The organism is Paenibacillus sp. UNC499MF, assembly GCF_900107975.1.
Taxonomy (GTDB): domain Bacteria; phylum Bacillota; class Bacilli; order Paenibacillales; family NBRC-103111; genus Paenibacillus_F.
The window spans coordinates 987,521-1,008,879 of record NZ_FNVF01000001.1 but is presented as its reverse complement, the minus strand read 5'-3'; the positions used below and the strand labels follow the sequence as shown (position 1 = coordinate 1,008,879).

Annotated in this window: 15 protein-coding genes; 3 read left to right on the top strand and 12 right to left on the bottom strand. The window is 56.9% G+C overall.

Annotation, left to right across the window (positions count from 1 at the left end; genetic code table 11):
- Positions 1-19: 19 nt before the first annotated feature.
- Positions 20-1,168 carry a response regulator gene (locus tag C4S74_RS04585; protein WP_103994147.1) on the bottom strand — a complete coding sequence of 383 codons (1,149 nt, stop codon included), beginning with the start codon at positions 1,166-1,168 and terminating at the stop codon, positions 20-22.
- A gap of 240 nt (positions 1,169-1,408) precedes the next feature.
- Between C4S74_RS04585 and C4S74_RS04580 the strand changes: the two genes are divergently transcribed.
- Complete coding sequence (locus tag C4S74_RS04580) at positions 1,409-4,573, top strand: ATP-binding protein (protein WP_258042373.1); 3,165 nt, start codon at positions 1,409-1,411, stop codon at positions 4,571-4,573.
- A gap of 96 nt (positions 4,574-4,669) precedes the next feature.
- On the opposite strand, the gene C4S74_RS04575 is transcribed toward C4S74_RS04580, so the two are convergent.
- From C4S74_RS04575 to acsA, 4 genes are all read right to left on the bottom strand, one after another.
- Complete coding sequence (locus C4S74_RS04575; protein ID WP_103994146.1) at positions 4,670-5,155, bottom strand: DMT family transporter; 486 nt, start codon at positions 5,153-5,155, stop codon at positions 4,670-4,672.
- Positions 5,156-5,227: 72 nt separating this feature from the next.
- Positions 5,228-5,926 carry a Crp/Fnr family transcriptional regulator gene (locus tag C4S74_RS04570; RefSeq protein WP_103994145.1) on the bottom strand — a complete coding sequence of 233 codons (699 nt, stop codon included), beginning with the start codon at positions 5,924-5,926 and terminating at the stop codon, positions 5,228-5,230.
- Positions 5,927-5,976: 50 nt separating this feature from the next.
- A complete protein-coding gene (locus C4S74_RS04565; RefSeq protein WP_009674265.1) occupies positions 5,977-6,402 on the bottom strand; it encodes a DMT family transporter in 426 nt (141 codons plus the stop codon).
- Between the two features lie 285 nt (positions 6,403-6,687).
- Positions 6,688-8,418: an acetate--CoA ligase gene (acsA, locus tag C4S74_RS04560; protein ID WP_103994144.1), complete on the bottom strand. Its 1,731-nt coding sequence runs from the start codon at positions 8,416-8,418 to the stop codon at positions 6,688-6,690.
- 270 nt (positions 8,419-8,688) lie between these two features.
- Between acsA and C4S74_RS04555 the strand changes: the two genes are divergently transcribed.
- Positions 8,689-9,618 (top strand): ABC transporter substrate-binding protein, encoded by a 930-nt coding sequence (locus C4S74_RS04555; RefSeq protein ID WP_103994275.1) that lies wholly within the window; start codon positions 8,689-8,691, stop codon positions 9,616-9,618.
- Between the two features lie 271 nt (positions 9,619-9,889).
- On the opposite strand, the gene C4S74_RS04550 is transcribed toward C4S74_RS04555, so the two are convergent.
- Positions 9,890-10,750, bottom strand: coding sequence for a GNAT family N-acetyltransferase (locus C4S74_RS04550; protein WP_181024297.1), 861 nt, complete (start codon positions 10,748-10,750; stop codon positions 9,890-9,892).
- 381 nt (positions 10,751-11,131) lie between these two features.
- Between C4S74_RS04550 and C4S74_RS04545 the strand changes: the two genes are divergently transcribed.
- Positions 11,132-11,491, top strand: a complete 360-nt coding sequence (locus C4S74_RS04545) for a VOC family protein (protein WP_103994142.1) — start codon at positions 11,132-11,134, stop codon at positions 11,489-11,491.
- Positions 11,492-11,608: 117 nt separating this feature from the next.
- On the opposite strand, the gene C4S74_RS26925 is transcribed toward C4S74_RS04545, so the two are convergent.
- The 6 genes from C4S74_RS26925 to C4S74_RS04515 all read right to left on the bottom strand — a co-directional run bounded on the left by C4S74_RS26925 (position 11,609) and on the right by C4S74_RS04515 (position 21,339).
- Positions 11,609-11,785 carry an anthrone oxygenase family protein gene (locus C4S74_RS26925; RefSeq protein ID WP_258042372.1) on the bottom strand — a complete coding sequence of 59 codons (177 nt, stop codon included), beginning with the start codon at positions 11,783-11,785 and terminating at the stop codon, positions 11,609-11,611.
- A 365-nt stretch (positions 11,786-12,150) separates the two neighbouring features.
- A complete protein-coding gene (locus tag C4S74_RS04535; protein WP_103994141.1) occupies positions 12,151-13,050 on the bottom strand; it encodes an arylamine N-acetyltransferase in 900 nt (299 codons plus the stop codon).
- Positions 13,051-13,273: 223 nt separating this feature from the next.
- Entirely contained in the window at positions 13,274-15,553 is a 2,280-nt protein-coding gene (locus C4S74_RS04530; protein WP_258042371.1) for a heparinase II/III family protein, read from the bottom strand.
- 140 nt (positions 15,554-15,693) lie between these two features.
- Positions 15,694-16,461 (bottom strand): SDR family NAD(P)-dependent oxidoreductase, encoded by a 768-nt coding sequence (locus C4S74_RS04525; RefSeq protein WP_103994139.1) that lies wholly within the window; start codon positions 16,459-16,461, stop codon positions 15,694-15,696.
- 1 nt (position 16,462) lies between these two features.
- Positions 16,463-17,518: an SGNH/GDSL hydrolase family protein gene (locus tag C4S74_RS04520; protein WP_103994138.1), complete on the bottom strand. Its 1,056-nt coding sequence runs from the start codon at positions 17,516-17,518 to the stop codon at positions 16,463-16,465.
- A gap of 101 nt (positions 17,519-17,619) precedes the next feature.
- On the bottom strand, positions 17,620-21,339 hold the full coding sequence (locus tag C4S74_RS04515; RefSeq protein ID WP_103994137.1) for a chondroitinase-B domain-containing protein: 3,720 nt from the start codon (positions 21,337-21,339) through the stop codon (positions 17,620-17,622).
- Positions 21,340-21,359 lie beyond the last annotated feature (20 nt).

The following is a 21,359-nucleotide window of genomic DNA, read 5'->3' as shown; positions in this document are numbered from 1 at the left end:
ATTAAGAGCGCGATTAGGTTCAAAGCAAGGTTTTATCACGCTCCCGCCACTCTTCCATCCACGTCAGAACGGATGTGTCGGGACGCACGTCCATCTCTTTAAGCAGGGCGGTCAACCGGCCGTACTGCTCTTCCACAGCTTTGCGGTCCCTGAGGGTCGCATACAGTTTCATGAGCGGAAAACAGCTTCCTTCGAAATGCGGGTATTTCTCCTGCAGCCGGTTGTAGATCGTGACCGCTTCGTTCAGCTGCCCATGCTCTGTATAATACTCCCCCAGCTTCTGGGCATGGCTGATCCACAAAATGCGCAGCCGCTGCCGTTCATTCTCCGCCCACAGATAATCGCAGTCCGCCAGAAAGTCTCCGGAATACCGGTCCAGCACCTTTCGGTGCTCCCCTGCATTGCCGGTACTAACGGCTTCCAGCCCGCTCAGCTCCCGTTCCCATTCTTCCGAGTCGAGCGGGATGCCACCGGCTTCCAAAACATAACCCTCTTTAATGGTGACACTGCGGATCCCGATGTCCGTTCCCGTTTGTTTTAAAGCCTGCCGGATATGATAGACGGTGGTATAGAGATGCGCGGCCGCTTTCTTGGCTTCCAGATCCGGCCAGAACATCTCGATCAGGTCGCTTTTACGGATAACCTGTCCCCGGTAATAAAGCAGGTAGGCGAAAAGCTCCTGCGCTTTGGCCGTGCGCCATTTCAGCGTCTCGGCCGTCCCGTTCCGCCGTTCGAACTGCAGCGTCTGCAGAAGACGAATACGCACGGGACTAGACGAGTCTTCGGTACGCCCCCTGCTGAAGAGACGTGCGTTTTCCGTAAGGCGATGGACGGTTTTCTCAAGGCGTTCCTTGCGCAGCGGTTTCATCACATAATCGACAGCGTTCAACTCAAACGCCTGAACGGCGTACTTATCGTAGGCCGTCACAAATACGATGTCCAGTTCCGGACAGATTTCCTGCAAAAGCTCGGCCGCCTGCATCCCCGATTTTCCGGGCAGCTGGATATCGAGGAATGCTACATCCGGCTGCAGCCCCTCGGCCCTCGCTATCGCTTCCTCCGCATCCGAAAAAGAGCCCGCTACCTCAATCCCCGGAATCGCTTCCAGCATGCGCTGCATCTGTAAAGCGGCAAGAGGCTCGTCTTCCAGAATAATTGCTTTTAACATCCTCAGTCCCTCCGAATCAAACTCTGTTCTTTCCATTCCCTTGATGTATGTATCAAAATGATGTCCTGACAGTTAGACTTAGGATCCCAATAAAAGAGGGCTTCGTACCCCCATCTCTACCTTAACAGAAATTTCAGGAGACTTACTACCCATTTTTAATAGGACTAAAGAATTATACCGCACGGAAAAACGTTTTGAAACGAGAAAGGATTTCACCCCATTTTGTCGAAATGCAACAAGATGAAAACGTACAAAAAATTAAGAGTGTTTATATGGGTGCTTCTTTTTTTCCTCTCGCTCGGCGGGCTGCGTCTGGTGTGGTCTCAAATGACTTCCATTCCCGCCCATCCTCCGGCCGTTAAAGGAATACTGGATTTACAAAAGTGGGATTTTGCGGAAAATCCGCTTGTGACGTTGGACGGAGAATGGGAATTTTACCCCGATCAGCTTATTCCTCCTTCCACGGGCAGCGCGCCGGCAGGCTCAAGGATGCAGTATTTGTCTGTTCCCGGCTCCTGGGAGCAGGCCTTTGCGAAGGAAAGTAAAGACAGCTACCGCTTCGGCAGTTACCGGCTGCGTATGTCTCTTCCCCGGGACACGAAGCTGACATTCAGCATCCGCTTTCCCGATATCCGTTCGGCTTCCGCGGTGTTCGTAAACGGTCAGCCGCTCCATCAAACCGGCCGGCCGGCGGAGACCGGCGATGATTTCAGACCCGGCTACCGCCCGGCCTCCGTCACGTTTACAACGTACAGCGGTCAAGCGGATCTGGTCATTCATGCGGCCAGTCCCTCCTATATGAAAGCCGGCGGCATTACGGGTTCGGTCCGTTTCGGGGAAAAAGCCGCCCTGACGCGCACCGTATGGATCGGTGTCGGCTCCCAGCTTGCCATCGCCCTCGTGCTGCTGATTCACTCGGCTTATGCGGTGCTGCTTTATCTGATCGGCGCGCAGCGCAGATCGGTCCTCACATTCGCTTCGCTCGGCCTCTTTGCGGCGGTCGCCGTGCTTTCGGACGACGCCAAGCCTCTGGCCGACTGGTTGGATATGAGTTACGAAACTACGGCAAGGACGACACTGATTGCCTATACGGCAATCGCCCTCTGCCTGATTCAGCTTGCGAAAGTATGGCTGCTCAAACAGACCGGCCAACGGATATTCAAAATCCTACAATCGGTTTATGTCTTGTACACCCTGTTCATTCTGTTCGCGCCCGCTTATATGGTCTCCCGTTCCTCCGTCTTTTTAACGCTATCCGGCTTGTTGACGGATCTCGTCGTTCTTGTTTTGATGCTGAGGACGGTAAAAAGGGAAAAAGAAGACGGCATTTTTCTGCTGCTCGGAATTACGGCGGTCGTCTCCAACGTGTTCTGGGGCGCCATAGAACCGGTAACCGGTCCGGATCCCGACTTTTATCCGCTTGACCTGCTTGCCGCTTTGTTTGCGCTCGCCGCCTACTGGTTTAAACGGTATTTCCGTACCTCCGCCAGGACGGCGGAGCTTGCCGAAAGATTGCAAAAGGAAGACAAACGGAAAGATGACTTCCTCGCCAACACGTCTCACGAACTGAGGAATCCGCTGCACGGAATTTTGAATATGGCCCAGGCCGTACTCAACACGGAACAGGACAAGCTTACGGAGGACAGCAGAAAAAACATGGAATTGCTTCTCACGGTCGGGCAGCGGATGTCCCTGCTGCTCAATGATCTGCTGGACATCACGTTATTAAAAGAAAACCGCGTCCGCCTGCAGCGGAAGAAGCTGAAAATCCAATCCGTCGCGGCAGGTGTTGCGGATATGCTTCGTTATATGACCGGCGGCAAGCCCTTGGAGCTGAAACTGGCTGTTCCCGAAACGTTTCCGCCCGTCATTGCGGATGAGAACAGACTGACCCAGATTCTGTTTAATCTCGTTCACAACGCTATTAAATTTACGAACGAGGGAACGATTGTCATCGGGGCGCAGGTGCGAAACGGTCACGCCGAAATCCGGATTACGGATACGGGGATCGGAATAGACGGGCGGCGGCTGGCCCAATTATTCCAGCCTTACGAACAGGCCGATTCCGGAATTACCGCACCCGCCGGAGGGCTGGGTCTTGGCCTGGGCATCTGCAAAAGCCTGGTGGAACTGCACGGCGGTGTGCTCGCAGCTTCCTCCGTGCCCGGCCAAGGCAGTGTATTTTCTTTTACGCTGCCTCTCGCGGAGCCGGTCCGCGAAGCCGCCTATCCGGCTAATCCGGCCCAGCGGGACCAGCCGGTTCATCCTATTCAGCCGGGCATGAACGCTCCTCCAGATAACGAGGCTCTGCCCGCCGTTCCCTTGACGTCCGCCGAAGAAGAACACGCTGCGGCCCGCCCGAACGGACATGCCGCGCAAACCGCACGGCATGAAGAGGCGGAGCAGCCGGAGAAGCTGCCGCATATACTCGTGGTCGACGACGATCCGGTCAATCTGACGGTGCTTCGCAATCTGCTCGCACCGGAAGGCTACCGCGTCGGAACGGCAGCAGGCGGCAGAGAAGCTCTGTCCCTGCTGGACGGGAACGGCTGGGATCTTGTCATCAGCGATGTCATGATGCCCCTTATGTCCGGTTACGAGCTGACCCGGATCATCCGAAGCAGGCACACGCTGGCCGAGCTGCCCGTCCTCCTGCTTACGGCACGCAGCAGCCCGCAGGATATTACGGCGGGCTTTCTGGCGGGCGCGAACGATTACGTCATGAAGCCGCTCGGAGCTTACGACCTGAAGGCGCGGGTCCGCTCCCTGATCGGCCTCAAACTGTCGGTAGAAGAACGGCTGCGCATGGAAGCCGCATGGCTTCAGGCTCAAATCAAGCCGCATTTTTTCTTCAACACGATTAACTCCATTTCTATCCTCAGCGAGATCGACCCGGCTAAAATGCGATCGCTTCTGGAGGAATTTTCGGCTTATTTGCAAAACAGCTTCGACTTTCAAAACTCGGAGCAGCTTATTCCGCTTCAAAGAGAGCTTGAACTTGTCCGCTCCTATCTCGCCATAGAAACCGTCCGGCACGGACACAGGCTGGACATTCAATGGGAGATCGAGGATATTCCCGGACTCAGACTACCGCCTCTCTCCATCCAGCCCTTGGTTGAAAATGCGCTCATCCACGGCGTGCTTGAGAAAAAGACGGGAGGCGTTATCCGGATCGAAGTGAAAAAACGCGAACACGGGACGGAAGTCCGTGTGACGGACAACGGCATGGGGATGGACCCGGCAGTCCTCGAGAAGCTAAGGAGCGTCCGCTTCGGGGAAGAACGCCGGGGAATCGGGCTGGCGAACACCGACCGCCGGCTGCGGCACATGTACGGCACGGGGTTGATTCTCGAAAGCTCTCCCGGTCTCGGGACCGCCGTTTCTTTCTTCATTCCCGTCCACTGAATGTCAGGCGGCGGCTCACAGCCGCGTAAACAGCAAAAAAACTCAGTCTCTCCGGGAAGAGACTGAGTTTTTTCATGTTGACTTGCCGACTGTCCGTCAGTCCGGCAACCCTTGCGGCGCCTTGGCAGGGGACGGTTCGGCTCCTTGCCTGCCGCCGAATTTGAACAGCACGATTCCGGCGACGATAACCAGCACACCGATCAGCTTGTTCAGCGTGAACGGCACTTTCTCCAGTCCCAGCCATCCCAGCGAGTCCCACAGCAGGGCAAAGCTGAGCTGCGCCGTCAGCACGATTGAAATGGCATACGTCGGGCCCAGAAGCTTCATTCCCTGTACGAGACAAATAACGACGCCGACGCCGATCATGCCGCTTACCCAATACCACAGCTGCATGTTTTGCAGGGCGAACGTTTGCTTTCCTTCCACAAGCAGGCTGATGGTCAAGGAAGCCAGAAATCCCATTCCCAGCACCAGGGTCGTCGTCGCCCAAGATCCCGTCCGCTCATTCACTTTGCTGTTGAACACGGTCTGCAAACTGACCAGTGAACCGGCCAGAACCGCCAGCAAAATTCCCAATATCATATGTTTGCTCCCCTCTCTCTACAAAATGACGATGACGCTTTTTGCCGTACACAGCGGGCACCGCTGCACCGATCACTCATAAATATTGTGACCGGCCAGCGCGCTCAGCCCTTCCCGGTCTTTGATCGTAATAAACCCTCTCGTCCGCTGAAGCAGTCCTTCGCTGCAAAACTTCTGGATTACCCTGTTCAGATGCCTGTAGCTGGTTCCGATCAAATTAGCCGCATCCATGAGATGAGTCGTACTCAGCCGCCCACGGACGAGATTATCCGACTCTTCGCAGAAAACCGACAGCAAATAGCTGGCCAGCCGGACTTCTACCGGATACATTAAATTAAAACTGGAGAGATTCGAGTCGATGTAAAACTTCTGCGTAACAATCTCCAATAAAAACCTCAGCAGCGGAGCGTGGTCATTCCCGTATTTTTTGAGCCAGCGGTGGTGAATCCCGATCATGTGAACGGGTGATACGGCTTCAACCGTGTTCACGATATCGCTTCCTCGTATATATTCAATATCGCCGATCACTTCTATCGGCGTCTTGAAGCAGAGAATGAGCGTCTTGCCTTCAGCGGAGGATGTGTAAATTTTGATTTTGCCCTTAACCAGCACATACAAATAACAGGCCGGCTCGCCCCTGGAACAGATCATCTCTCCCTGCTCGAAGCTGAACAGAGACAAATGAGAGTTCAAAGCTTCGTTAAAAACCGCCTCCAGCCGGTGCTCCCGCAAATAACGGGACAACTGCTCCCGGTCCTGTATTTCCTTCACTGCGGTCACCTCCAGCGTTTTCCTTATCCTGTCCCCAAATCCTTATCCTATCACAGTTTGAGGATCACGACACCCGCGATCATTAACCCGATTCCGATGAACTGCGGCAGCTTCATTTTCTGTTTGGCGACGCCGAACCACCCGTTGATATCGACGAGAAAAGTAAGACTGAGCTGAGCGATCAGCAGCGCGGCAATCGTAAACGTAACCCCGATTTTCTGAATCGCCGTGACCTCGCTGAAAATGATCACCGCCCCCAATGCGCCTCCGATCAGATAAAGCGGCTTGATTCCTTTGAAACTTTGCAGGCTGCCGTCCCGCACAAAAAGCAGGATAACGAGCGCGATCAGGAAACCCGTCAGCTGCGTTATCGTGGCGGCCTGCCACGTGCCGATGTCGTGGCTGATGCGTGCGTTGGCGACGCCCTGGAGCGTAATGCATGCCCCGCCCAAAAATGCGAATAAAATTCCTTTCATTGCGGCCGTCTCCTTCGCTTAGAACTTCTTTCTTATTAAATCCCAGCAGGAGGAGTGCAGAAAAGGACATATGTCCTGAAAGTCTATAAAAGGCTTCGGAGCACACCGGAATCCCGAAAAAAATAACCGGCCTCGGGAGGCCGGTTATTCGGGTGCTGCTTTAAAGCACCAGTGTGCAGAGACCTGCGTATAAGTCCGTCTGCTTACCTGACAGTAGCGGGATTAACCTGTTCTTAGCCGGCCCTTCGCAAGTTCCGGAGAAGGCAGGTGAACGAAAAGAATGAACTAATCTTCCAGGGTGGACAGGTCGCCGGTAGGCAGTCCCAGTTCCCAAGCCTTCAGAACGCGCCGCATAATTTTACCGGAACGCGTCTTCGGAAGCTTGTCGCGAAATTCGATCTCACGGGGAGCCGCATGAGCCGCGAGGCCTTTTTTGACAAACTGCTGAATTTCTTTGATCAATTCCTCGGTAGGCTCGTAGCCGTCCCGCAGCGCGATAAACGCTTTAATAATTTCCCCGCGCACCGGATCCGGTTTGCCGATTACCCCGGCTTCCGCAACGGCCGGATGCTCCACCAGCTTGCTCTCGACTTCGAAAGGCCCTACGCGTTCGCCGGACGTGTTAATCACGTCGTCGACGCGGCCCTGGAACCAGAAGTATCCTTCCTCGTCCTTGTAAGCGGAGTCGCCGGAAATGTACCACGGCTTCAACCGGTAATACTCGTCGTATTTCGCGGGATTGTTCCAGATGAGGCGCATCATGGAAGGCCACGGAGCGCGTACCGCAAGGTTGCCCATCCGGTTCGGCGGCAGCTCGTTGCCCTGATCGTCGACGATGGCCGCGTATACGCCCGGAATCGGCTTGCCCATGGAGCCGGGCTTAATCGGCATCGCCGGATAGTTGCAGATGACCTGCGCGCCGGTCTCCGTCATCCACCACGTATCGTGTATGCGCTTGCCGAATACTTTCATCCCCCAGCGCACCACTTCGGGATTAAGAGGCTCGCCCACGGACAGGATGTGGCGCAGAGAGGACAGATCGAACTGCTTGAGAAGATCGTCGCCCGCCGCCATCAGCAGCCGGAAAGCGGTCGGAGCCCAGTACCACACCGTAACTTTGTAAGTTTCGATCGTCTGATAGCTGTCGTTCGACGAGAAGCGGCCGCCGCGTACAAGCGAAGTCGTCCCGTTCAGCCAAGGCGCCCACATGCCGTATACGGTCCCCGTTACCCAGCCGGGATCGGCGCAGCACCAGTAAATATCGTCCGGCTGGAGATCCAGGACCGTTTTGGCCGTATGAAGATGCTGGATCATCGCGTTATGGACGTGCAGAACGCCTTTCGGTTTACCGGTGGAGCCCGACGTGTAATGGAGCTGCAAGCCGTCTTCCAGTCCGACCCATTCGATTTCCAGCTGATCGGACGCATTTGCCATCAGATCTTCGTAAGAAATTTCCCTTTCGCCCGGCTCGCTGTTCTCGCCCACCACGATGACATGCTTGAGCGCGGGCAGCTCGGAAACGGGAATGCGGTCTTTAAGCGCAGGGGTCGTGATAATGGCCACGGCTTCGGAATCCAGAAGCCGGTCCTTCACGGCCGCTTCCATAAACGCTTCGAACAGCGGGCCGACGATCGCCCCGATTTTTACAGCCCCGATATAAGCCGTATACAGCTCGGGAGAACGCGGCATAAACACGAAAATACGATCTCCTTTGCCGATGCCGAGAGACCGCAGAGCATGACCGAATTTGTCGGAGAGTGTTTTCATTTGTGCAAACGTATACGATTCATTCCGTGCCGCGTCCGTATAAATAAGCGCCGTTTTATCCCCGCGGCCTTCCTCCACATGACGGTCGAGCGCCTCGTAAGCGATATTTACTTTTCCCGTGCGGGACCACGTAAATTCCTTCTCCACGTCCGCCCAGTCGAAATTGGCGTACGCCTCTTCATAATCGGCCAGATTGTTACCCGTTGTAAGAACCGGTATGATTTCCTGCTCTTCCGGTTGCATCGTCATTCTAGCACTCATCCTCCCATTCTCTTTCCCGAATTCAATTTGTAATTTATCCTAATAAATTCCATCGGAATTGATTATATCTTACAATCACGGACACGACAATAAAAAAACAGTCGAAGAAACGGCTTCTTACCCCGAGAAAAACGGCCGATAAACAGAATCTTCGCAATGCAGCTCCCCTTTTATTTGTTGACAATGATAATCATTATCAATATAATGAAGCTTGGAAAAGCTATCCTTTTCAACCTGCATATATGGAGGAATTCTATCGTGTTTACTCTCAAAAAGTCCGGCACACTCGCTTTATTTATCCTGCTTCTGCTCGCCTTTACGGCAGGCTGCGGCAGCAAGGAGAGCGCGGAGCCCCGGCAGCAAACAGTCACGGACGGGATGGGTCACCAAGTGAACCTGCCCGCCGAACCCAAGAAAATTATTGCCTCCTACCTGGAGGATCCTCTGCTTGCCCTCGGCATCAAACCCGTTGCCCAATGGTCCGTAAAGGGCGGAAGCGTGCAGGAATATTTGCGCCCTCAGCTGGAGGGAATTCCCGCTATCCCGTCGAATCTGCCCCCGGAGACCGTTCTCAGCTTTAACCCGGATCTGATCATTCTCCGTCCGGAAGCCGCCGCTCAAGACAACCTTTACGAGCAGTATGCGAAAATAGCGCCTACCTTCGTCCTCTCGAAGGAAGACGCCGACGATTATAAGAAAACATTAACGAAAATGGCGGAATTATTAAACAGGCAGGAAGAAGCGAAAAAAGCGCTGGACGCCTACGACCGGAAGGCCAAAGAGTCCAAAGACACCCTGCTGAAAACGATCGGAGACAAGAAAGTCGCGGTGCTGTGGCTCACCAAGAAAAATTTCTACGTCGTCAACGGGAACGTTTCCAGCGGAGCGGTGCTGTATGGCGATTTGGGATTGAACAAACCGAACCTGCTGAATTCTTTGCCGGACTCCAAGGCCAATTGGGTTCCCGTTTCGCTGGAGAAGCTGGCCGAGCTCGACGCCGATTATCTTTTTCTCGTCAATTACGATAAAGGCCAGGCCGGAAACCTGGAAGAAGATCTCTGGAAAAACATCCCCGCGGTTAAAAACGGCCGCGTCTATGAAATCGCATCATCCAGCAGCTGGCTGTATAACGGCGTCATCGCGGCCGAGAAAATCGTCGACGACGTCATGAAAGCGCTGCGTCCTTAACGGCCGGATTCCGTATACGCACACACTGTCTGTTGTCGTTCGCCCCGCTTGCGTTTCCCTTCCGATAACGCTTCGGTTCGACCGACCGCCGCCAGGGCCGTAACGTACGCCAGGGATTCGCGCGCACTGAGAACCGGACGGCAGGCTTCCATTCACGGTTTAGGCGGTTCGTGCAGGCTGCGCATCTGCATGGCCGTTCCTCCACCCAACAAGCGTCTCCAAGAAAAAGGACATCAGGGCAGCCGCCCCGATGTCCTTTTTTACGTAACGATTATCCCACGGTTACCCGGTAATAATCATTTACGCCGCGCTCGACGAAACCCACCGATTTGTATAAACCGAGGGCACGATCGTTGCTCGCCGCCACCTCCAGTGCCAGCTTGCCCGAAAGCCCTTTCGACTCCGCTACCGCTATCGCTTTGGCCAGGATCACTCTTCCGTGTCCTTGCCCGCGGTAAGCCGGAAGCACGCAAAATCCCGAAATATACCCGCCGTCGTAAAGCTGGATGTTGATTTTCCCGATGGGAGTCCCCTCAAGCTCGGCAATCCAGAAGCTCTCTCCGGCCGCGGCCAATTTCTGTTCGTTGAATCCCCTGGCATCTGATTCCGTGACGCCGAACCCGTCAATGTCCAGCCGGATCGCTACTTCCATATCCGCCGCCTCCGCGGGACGCAACTTGATTTGACCGGCGGAAATGACGGAATTCAGCACGTCGCGGTCATAATGGGAGGGCAGCTCCATCCAGTACTCGGAAAATTCATAAGCGGCCCCGGTATGTCGGGCAAAAGAGCGCCCCGGCTCCGACCCCCGCTGCACGATAAGCAGGATTTCGGGGATCCCGCGCTTCCGGCATTCCTCGGCGGCCGCTTCGAACAGCTTCCGGAAAATTCCCCGGCGGCGGTAAGCCGGGTCCACCATACCGCTGATTTCCGCTTCGCTGCTTTTAAAGGCAAACAGGCCCAGAAAACCTACTGCTTTTCCGTCCTCCACGTAAAGCCAGTCGCTGCATTCTTCCGCTTTCCGGTTTTCGAGCATATCCCAGTTCAGTTTTAAGGTAATGGAATCGTATTCGTTACAGCGCTTTTCCAGTTCTTTCACTTGCGCCAATTGATCACGCGTTAAACGATTCACAGGCAGAACAATTCCGGTATCCGGCATCAAGATTCCCCTTATCGATATATTAAGAGCCGTGATGGCTCACAGTCCTATTCATTATAATGGAAAAAAAAGACCGGCCGTTAAGGCGGATTTGATTATAGCCGTTTTTTCGGCACGGCCGGCTGCCCATCAACTCCATGTACTACCGTTGGCACTCGCGTTGGAGCGTATCCATGGCCAAATGTATCCGCCTTGATGCCTGCTGTCTCGTTCTGCGCCTTCGCATCTCTTCCCCCTGATGCCCGCTGCCCGGAACGATTCTCCGATGTTTGCGGAAACAAGGAAAAAAGTGCCTTCTTTGTCGAAGTAGTTTACCGGCAACCGGCAACGGTTAGAAACGGAGGTCGACCGACTATGAAGGTTAAACGAATTATCTCGAATCTGGAATCGACGGATCTTGCGGCGGCCGCGCGCTTTTATCGGGATGCGCTCGGACTCGATTTGCTCATGGACCACGGCTGGATCGCAACGTACGGCAGCCGCGAGACGATGAACGTCCAGGTCAGCATCGCTTCGCAGGGAGGGTCCGGCACCCCGACACCGGCTTTATCCATCGAAGTGGACGATCTGGACGCCGCGCTTGCGCGCATGGAGGAAGCGGGTTTTCACCCGGAATATGGACCTGTGAACGAGCCATGGGGGGTCCGGCGTTTTTTTGTGCGCGATCCGCTGGGCAAGCTCGTCAACATTTTGTCTCACAGGCAAGAAGACTAAGCTTTGTAAGCCCTGTTTGCTTGCGGAGTATCGTTTCCGATTAAGCGCAGAACGCCAAAAGCCGCATCCGGCCGTTATCGCAACGGTTCGAATGCGGCTTGCGTTTTCTCCACGCGATCATCCCTTCAGACGGAGGGTTTGTATAAACAAAGCAAGAGACGCCAGACACGCAGCCGTACGCACATGATTCCAGGCGGTCCATTTGACGACATAACGCGGCCACAAGTCCGCACCTGCGGCGCTACCGGGGTTTACGGCTTCAAGCACGTTATTCAGCGGAACGTTGAACAGCATCGTCACCGCAAAGCCCGACGCATAAACCAGACTGCCTGCCAGCAGCCAGCCACCAACTTCGTTTCAAAGCGCCAAGTTCTCCCCAATTCAGCAAAGAAGTGATCGACTGCATCGCCGCAACGCCCCCTTCCGCCGGTATCCAGGCGAGCGTGGTCATGACAAACGCCGAGAAAGCGAAGAACAATCCCGCGTTCAATACCGAACCGAGGCTGAACCATACGTTAAAACCATAAGAAAAATACCGCTCATGACGAACCCTTCCCTTCCGCTGAAGCCCGCTGTATCCGGCTCACCTTTTTCCTCATTCGATATCGGATGTAACATGCCGGGTAAGCAGCTTATTGCCAGTACCCTTGTGCAGTGAATCATGCCGTCGGCAGACTTCCCGTCCTTTCCTGCCGCTCCTTTAATTTTTGCCAATCCGAATGGGCCGCCTCGACTCTTTTCCAAAGACCGTCCCGTTCCGGCTTGCTGTAATGGACAAGCTGTTCATTGAAAACACCGGCCAGAACTTCGAGCCATTGCGATTTCGTGCGAAGCTCGGTTTTATTCAGCCCGCTTGCGTCCCGTTTACTCCAGATACAGCCCCTAAGCTCATTGCCGTCCGCCTCATTCCGCTGCCTGATCAGCAGCTTGTTGAACCAGGGGGAATCCTCCGAACGGATATAAAATTCGTGGTTCGGCTTGAACTCTTCAAGATCCGTCAGCACGTCAGACGCATAATCGACACCCGGAAAAGAAGCGAGCGGATCATGCTCCAGCCGCCAGCCGTCCGCCGCAACGCCCGACTTCGTCACCTTGTAAGTGTAAGGCTCCTGAACGTAAGTGCCGTGTCTTAAAGGCAGCGGCTCGAAAGGCATGTCCCCAAGCCCCGCGTCGATGATCCATGTGCCGCTTCCAGCCTCTGACCCGGCGAAATCCACCGTCAGCCCCAGATGAAAAGAATTGATACGCGGCTCGGCTCCCATCGGCTGAACGCCGGCACGGTGCACATTCACCCGGTATCCGAGAGAATGCAGAAGAACGCCGAACGCTCCGTTCAAATGAAAGCAATAGCCGCTCCGCCCGCTCAAAATAAGATCAACCGACTCTTTAAACCCGATTGGCGCCGGTTTTCCTCCGAAAATGTCCAGTGTCTGCCAGGAAAGATGTTTTACGTGCGCTTTATGCAATTCCGCCAAGTAAGGGAGCGTCGGCGCTCCGATCTCCGAAATTCCGATTCTTTTTAAGTAAGCGCGCACTTCTTCCCGTGTCAATGTATACATAAAGAGTCACCCCGGATTGCTGTATTCGCGCGCCGGAAACGGATTTCCCTGCCGCGTACTTTCATTCTAGAAAGGTTAGGATGCTTCTACAACGCCAAAAAGAAGCATCTGTACCGGTACAGATGCTTCCGGAGAATGACTGGACACTATCATAAAGGGACACCATTACCACAGTCTGTGATAGGGGTGCCCCTTTATTAGTTGAAGCGTGTCATACCGCGAATCACTCCCGGTCCGGTTCAACAAGCTCAAGTCCTGCCTGACCGGCGAGACGGACTTTTCTGGCGAAAGTTTCCCCGGTAGCGCCCTCCTCCGCCGTAACTTCGACAACTCCTTCGGCCAGCCACTGGATATCTGCCGCCTGACCGGCCCTGTACACATGGACAAAATCGGCGGTCGCGCCCGTGTGCCTGTGCACAATCGCGGTCAGAAGCCTGCTGGGGTCCAGGGAATCTCCCGGAGTCCGAACGGCAAGCAGTTCATCCCCGGGCATGACGAGCGCCGTATGATAAACGGATTCGCCGCCGGACAACCCGTACCTGAGCCGCATGGCAGCCGGAGCAGGTGCAGGTGCCTGAAGGTCCGGTCGACCGTTTAACTGCAGCCCGACACCGGGTACTCCCGCTAATCCCTCTTTCAGATTTTCCGCAAGCAGCAGGGGATTTCCCTCATCGCCGTCACCGAACGTTCCGGCTAAGACCGGCTGTTCCATGCCGGGCGCTTCCCCGGCTTCCTCCGGAACAAGCAGCGGTTCTGCGGCCGGATGCACCCACCACTCTGCGGTCCGCGGCCCGCCGTCGTGCGCGGTTACCCGGAACCAGTCCAGCAGCCAGCCGTCCGTCAGTAGAAGATGCCGGTCCAGCGTGCAGCCGGGATAGCCGCCGGTCGATTGAAACCACGCGTAGAGAGCCTCCTCCGTTTCCTCGAAGCGCATACACTGCCCCGTATGGGGCGCCTGGGACAAGCCGTCCAGCGTAACGGTGTTGTGACTCCGCGTTTCGGAGTACCACGCCTGGCGCAGAGCGGACCCGTAAGGCACCACTCCGAAGTCGGGTGTCAGCGTCCCGGCCGGATGCATCACGGTGAGATGAAGCTTGTCGAAATGGCCGTGGGCCCCGCCGTGCGCGCCGAAATCTGCGAGGAACGACAGCGGATTACCGGCCCTCCGGCCGACAGCGAAGCCCGTATCCGCCCAAAGCCGCGGGCCTCGCGTGGAGTCCGCTCCGTCTCCGGCGGCATCCGGCTGTGCGTCCTCGCCGTACAGCAGCGCCTCCAGCCCGCAGCGGGCACGCGGCGAAGCGAGGGTCCCGCCAAGCTGGCGGTACGCTTCGCGGAGGATCGGCCGCAGGCCGCCGATCCCGTAGCGGGCCAGCCCCTGCTCGGCGATCTCGGCGATCTCCCGGGCGTAAGGCCCCCGCTCCATCGGGCCGTCGTGCAGGGCCGGGAGCACGCCCCGGTCGTCGGCCAGATCCGCCATGGCCTCGAACATCCCGCGCATCGACTGGCCGTTCCTGCCTTGGCAGGCGTACAGGTCGATGCCGAACATCTCCGCCATCCGGGCGGAGATGAGATAGGCGCGCAGCACGAACACGTGATAATACGTGCTGCCTTCAAATTCAAGTCCATCGGCGTTGACCCCGATGGACAAATGGTCCCGGAAGCCCCCTTCGCCTTCGATCAGCGACTCCAGCGCGTCCTTCCGGCCTTGGGCCGCATAGACGCAGGAAAGGGACGCGTTCAGCCAGGCGGTATAGTTGTTCTCGGCATTTTGGCGCTCACGGATCAGGATATGACGGTATTCCGTCATGCTCTGCTCCAGAAGTCCCATGAAGATGCCGAGCGCCTCCGTCTCCTTCTCGCTGAACGTTACGCCTTCGTCGCGCAGCAGAAGGTAAGCGCCGAGCAGGGTCGTCGACCAGATCGCTTCGGTCAGCGCCTGGTGGAAGGCTCTGCCCTTCAGCATCCAGCCCTGCGCGCCCGCGTGCACGGGGTAGAGCGGGAACTGCTCCGCATACGCGACGAGCAGTTCCTTGCCGATCCGCGCGCAGGATTCGTCGCGCAGGGCGGCATACACGGCAGCCGCTTCCAGGGCGGCCCGCGCCAGCGACTGGTGCTTGAACACCAGCCAGGCGCCACGGTATTCCTCGCCTTCCAGCTCGCAGCCGTACGGGCAGCGGAACGACGAAGCCTCCGCTTCGGCCGGATCAAACAGCAGCTCCGTATGATGCACCGGGCACACGTACTGGTGCCACCAGCCGCCGGGTTCCTGCGGAATCGCCAGGCTTCCTGCGGCGTTCAGCCGGTTAAGCTCATCCCGGACGGCTTTCGCCGTCTCTCTCGCCCACGGAAAACGGACCGCCTTGCCCCGGAGGCTTCCTTGTGCCGGGGCCAACGGTTCCGAAACCGGTGCGGGGCGGCCCGTGCCGCTCTGCTCCTTCTGCGCCGAAACCTCCCCTGGCGCCACCCGGAGCAGCGGCCCCTCCTTGTCACACCCCGAAGGCATGGGGCTGCTCTGCCCCCGCGCTCCGGATGCGTCCGCAGGTTTCTGCCGGGATACACTGTTTTCGTGTATTATCGCTCGTTCCCGCTCCCTTTCTCGCTCCCATTCACGTCCCCTTCCTCGCTCCCGCTCCCGTTCTCTCGTCATCTCATCATCATCCCGCCGTTAACCTCGATTGTCTCTCCGGTCAGGTAAGAAGCCAGATCCGAAACCAGGTAAAGCACCGCTCCGGCTACATCTTCGGGTGTTCCCTCACGCTGGAGAGGAATGCCGTTAATCGTGGCCTGACGGGCGGTATCCGTCGTAAACGTCGCGTGGAACATCGTGTTCCCGATAAACCCGGGGGACACATTGTTGACCGTGATGCCGCTTCCGGCGGCTTCTTTGGCCAGCCCCTTGGCGTAAGCCATTACGGCGCCTTTGCTGGCCGCATAAATGCTGGAGCCCGGACCGCCGCCGTTATGGGCGGCGACCGAGGTCATATTGACGATGCGGCCGGCGCCTTTGGCAGCCATGCCCGGCAGCACTCTTTTGCACATAAAAACCGTGCTCTTGAAGTTGACGTCCATGATCCGCGTGTACATGTCTTCGGTCATCTCCGCGTTCGGAACACGCTGCACCAGATGCCCGGCATTGTTGACCAAAATATCGACGGTCCCGCCGAAGGCCGCTTCCACCTCGTTTACAAGACGGTCAATCTGCGCGATGTCGGTCACATCGGCCTGAACCAGCACGGCTTCGCCGCCCGCTGCCCGGATCGTTTCCACGACTTCCTCTCCCTGAGCCGTGTTGCTCAGACAGTTAACGCCGACTTTCGCTCCATGAGCGGCGAGCGCAACCGCGACGGCGCGCCCGATGCCCGCATTGGAACCCGTTACAAGTGCAATTTTTCCCGTTAAGTCGATAGCCATTTCAAATTCCCCCAGTTTCTCGGTCGGATGTGCGCAGCCCGGTTAAAACCGGCTCAAGCAGCCGCGCCAAATGTTCCCCCATACGGATATGCCCGTAATCGGAGGGATGGATAAGATCGGTGGTCAGAGAAACAAACTCGGTCATGATTTCGCTTCCCTCCAGCAAATAAAGCCGGGGATGATTCCGGTCCGAAACGTATCGTCTCAAAATATCATTGAAAATCAGATCGCGTTTCGTAAACACATGCTCCTCATCCTCAAAAAAAGTAGCCCGGTTCGGATAGATCGTCGTGACGAAAACAGGCTTGTGCGGGTTGCGACCCGTCACCTCATCGAGCAGGTACGTGATCCGGCGCCCGAATTCGGGCGGCTCCATGACACTGCGCATATTTACGCCCAGCTCCAGAAATGCGGCATCCCAGCCGCTTCCGCGCGCCAAATGGTCGGCGGCTTCCTTCTCGCAGTAACAGGTTCCGCTCAGCCCCAGATTAATGGCGTCGGCTCCCAGTCTTCTGGCGGCCTGCTGCACGTAACTGCAGGTGTGGTTGAGCGAGCCCGCGCCCTGCGTGATGGAAGAACCGTACGCGAGCAGAGTGAACTGCGGCATCTCCGCTTTATGTGGCGGACGGACCTCGTAACCGAAAGCGTCGACGTCATAAAAAACAGCCGTAAAGCGGTCGCAGTAGATGCGCCACACATCGGATGAGAAGGTCCCGCTTTGCAGGGAGGACCTGTGCACCTCGGGGAACCTTTCCGGTTCTTCGAGCTGGAGGGTCACTGCCGTTCCGGCCTTCAGGTCATAAGCGGCGTGGAAAAAATCGCCCCGGAACACGTAGACCCTGCCGTCTTTTTCCAGGGCGCCGATCGTGACCCGGACATACGGCGCTTCCGTCACGAAGCGGATTTCGCATCCGCTGGACTCCGCCGCTTTTGTACGTCCCTTAGCGGACAGCGCCTCCCGGACTTCCCGGGGAAATCTCTGAAGAAGAAGGCCCGGCAATCCCGGCCTCTGCTCCAGCTCCGAAACGTTATGAAAATACACTCCGTTATGCAGCATGCTTGCGCCTTTCCCCGCTCATTCGGCAGCGGATAAGATGGCCCGGGGTAGGACTCCCGGGCTTTGGACATTGAACGGATTCCGATAAGTTCTATGCCTGGTTACGGATTAATCGTCGTAACGAGCAGAACGGGGGCCTTGGCCGGATCCGTTCCTTCGAGAGCTGCGACTCTGGCCTCACGGTCGTTTTCATTCATGCTAAGCCGGAAGCTGAGGACGCCGTCCTGAGCGGCCTGCGGGTTTTTATAAAACTCCGTGACATCGAAAGTCACGTAGCTGCCGCCTGCCAGGGGCGTTTTGGCACCGAGCGGCACGTCGGAATAAGAACGAGCGGGCTGGTCGTTTGCGGTTACCGCCGCCGGGTTCCAGCCGTCGTTCAGTATGCCGGTCAGCTGCAGGTCCGAACCGGACTGGGCCGATATGACGAACAGCTTCAGCTGGACCGAATCGACGGTTTGCGCGGACGCCGGAAGGGTAGCTTTGATGTACCCGTTTCGGCGGCTGGCCGATTTTCGCTTGATCTGCATCTCGGGCTCCGTACTGAAGTTCGTTCCCGCCTTGTCGGACAAAATATTGTCCACATAGGTGTCTCCCCCGATCACAAACGGATTCGTGGAAGAAGGACGCACCGTGTAAACAACCGCCGGGGCGGTTTTGCCCCCGTAAGCGGCGCTTACCGAGGAAGTGCCAAGACCTGCCGGAGTCAGCTTCCCTTCGGCCGAGACAGCCAGCACGCCCGGCTGGCTGCTTGAGAATACGGCGCCGGAAGGAACGGGTTCCGTAGACCCGTCGGAATAATGCGCGGTCACGGCAAGCTGTTTCGGCACTCCTCCGAGAGCGAGCTGGACCGGTACGCCCGCGAGGCTGATTCCCGTAAAAGCGGGCGTTGTCACACTGACGGTATTGCCGGCCGTTTTGTGCCCCGCTCTGTCCAGCGCTTCGATCTTGAACGTATAAGCCGTACCCGGCTGAAGGGAACCGGCCTCATACGTCAGGACGTCGCCGAAGACCGTATCAAGCGGAACGCCGCTGCGGTAAATCCGGTACCCGGTGATCCCTGTGTCGTCCGCTGCGGCTGTCCATTTCAGCTTCGCGGTACGGGGGGATATGCCGTCAACCGCCAGCGGATTCGCCGACGGCCAGGAAGGCGCCGCAGTATCCGTTCTGCCGTCGGCTTTATACTCATCCGCGCCGACATCGGGAATGCCTGTACGGGCTTCCCTATCCATGTCTTCCGTTACGAAAGACAGGAGACCGCCGCTCGCATAATTGCCTTTGGATGCGTTGATAGCCGGGCTGTCCGCCGCGAGCTTCTTATAAGCGATATGACGAAGCGACTCATATTCGCCGGAAGCCCATAACCACGGATAGTCCTCGGGTCCAAGCTCCAAAGTCGCGTTCTGCATGCTCGGGTAGACGACTTTGACCTCGTTTTCCGTCAGCGGAACGGAATTTCCGGTAATGAGCGGCACACCTTTCTGCGGGAACATGATGTTGCCCGTCCACGTCAATCCCGGAATCGGAGTCATAATGCGGATCAGCTCATCCTGCGAGCCGACGACGATATTGTTGGCGAAAGTAAGATTTTTCGGCGCGGTTCCGTAGCGGACCATACCGAGCTCGATTCCGCTTTTGTTGTTCACCAGGGTGTTGTTGGCGACCATGATATTTTTGGCGATATAATGGTTGTTCGTCGGATCGATGGTCCCCGTCATGTTATCGTTGTCGCCGGTCGTGAACGCAAGCGTAGCGTCCCAGTTCGTGCCGGTCAGACCTTCGAAATAGTTGTTATACACTTTGTGATTCTCGCCGTAGACACGGACTCCGCCGGTCCCGAGCGGGGCATCGTCGGGATCGGGGCTCAGTACTTGACGCCCGTTGCCGATAAACATGTTGCCGTATACGCTGGAGCCGCTCCCCGTTCGCAGCGTTACGCTTCCTAGCGACTCGACGAAATAGTTATAGCGGATGGTGTTCGCTCCGCTCTTCACCGATACGATCTCCGTGTCCGAATCGCAGTGATCGAAGATGTTGTACTGAATCGTGGCGTGGGCATCGAGGCCCGATAAAACCGATACCCCGATGCGGATCGGCTCCGATTCGTTGGACTGCCGTTCGAGCGTGTTGCGGAAAACGTTGTACTCGACCGTGTCGTGCTGGGTAATCTCATACGGGACGGTCGAGCCTTCCGGGCGGCTGGATACGCCGTCGAACAGAATGAACTTGCCCCGGTCCCGTTTGTTTTCCATCAAGTTGTGATCGATGCGGTTATGATGGCTGTTCGTCCCTTTGATATAAATCCAGTTCGATTTGTCCGCAGCCGTTGTCGTGTTTTGGGAATGGAAATAGTTGTTTGTGATCCGGATGTTGTTGGAACCGTTCAGGTTAATCCACTTATCCTGCGGATTCATCCGGAATTCCATATCCTGAATCGTGATATATGAGCTGGTTTCAACCGTTATGCCCGTAGAAGGGAAAACGGCTTTGCCCTTGTGCTGCGCTTTCACGACGATCGGATTCTGCGCAGTGCCGTTCCTGTTGCGCACCGTGAAGCCCGTGTAGCTGCCGTCCGCCAGCTCGATTACTTCACCGGGCACAGCCGCGTTGAGGCGGGTCAGCAGCTCCGCCGTCGTCGTGACGGGCGGGTTGGCGGACGCAGGCGGCATGGCGCTTACGGGCGCGCTTGCGCCGCCCTCGCCCGAAGCGTTCACGGCGCTGACCGTGAAATAGTACGTCTGCCCCGCCGTCAAGCCGGCGGCGGTATACTCCGTCACCGTAACGGGTGACGCGTTGAGCTTCGTGAAAGGTCCGCCGGCGCTTGCGGACATGCTCACGTTATACCCGGCGGCGGAAGGAACGGCCGTCCACGTCAGCTTGACGGCTCCCGCTCCCGAGGGAGATGCGGTTACGCCCACCGGAGCCGACGGAACACCCGGCTGCCCGGGCCCGCCGCCCGTGTAGGCTGCCGCCTGAATGTCGTCGAAGGCGGTGGTGCCGGACTGGCTGTATAGACCGATCCCGCCCGACGTCAGCGGAGAAGCGTCGGTGCCAGACAGGACTAGCGTGCCGCCGTAGTAGGCGTCCAGCTTAAGGCTGCCGTCTCCCTGGTGAATCACGTCCAGCTTCATCGGCAGGTAGCCTTGGCTGTCGAAGGAAGGATTTAGCACGGTATTCGCAACCGATACGCCGCTGGCGTTAGGACTTCCGGGTGTCTGAGGGACGGCCGTTTTGGAAGTCCCCGTCACCCTTTCCAGATAAAACTGGTAGCTTACCGAATTTTTCTTGGTCATAAACCGGTAATAAGCCGGCGCCGTTCCGTTAACCGAATACTTGGCGGCCAGTCCCGCGTAGGTGCTGTTGGCCCCGGTTACCTTTACCCGGCCGGACAAGCTTATGCTGCCGTCCGTAAGTACGGGATTGTCCGTTCCCCAGTAGCCGTTCGTGATCAGATAGGCCATACCGCTCGCGGGATCGGTCTGCTGCAGGAAATGATTGATCCCGGAAGATCCCGGAACAGTCTCTTCGCCTATGCCCCAGGCTGCGCTTCCGCCCGTGACTGCTTTCCAGGGCTGGGCTGCTGTCGGGGCTGTTCCGACCGGAGATGTGTATCCCGTCTGGGATGATCCGTAGCTCTCGAAAGGTTCAAGCCACGGGCCGGTTACGCCGGCGGCTGCGGCCGGAGGGGTGAAATTCTCGGCCCCGTCCGTTTCGGCAGCGCTTACAGTTGTGGCGAAAGCTAAAGAAAGGCATAGAGAGAGAACCAGCTGCAAACTTAGAAAGACACGGACACGTGCTCTAAAACCCGGCATGCTCTTAATCATCCATCCACCATCCTCTCGGT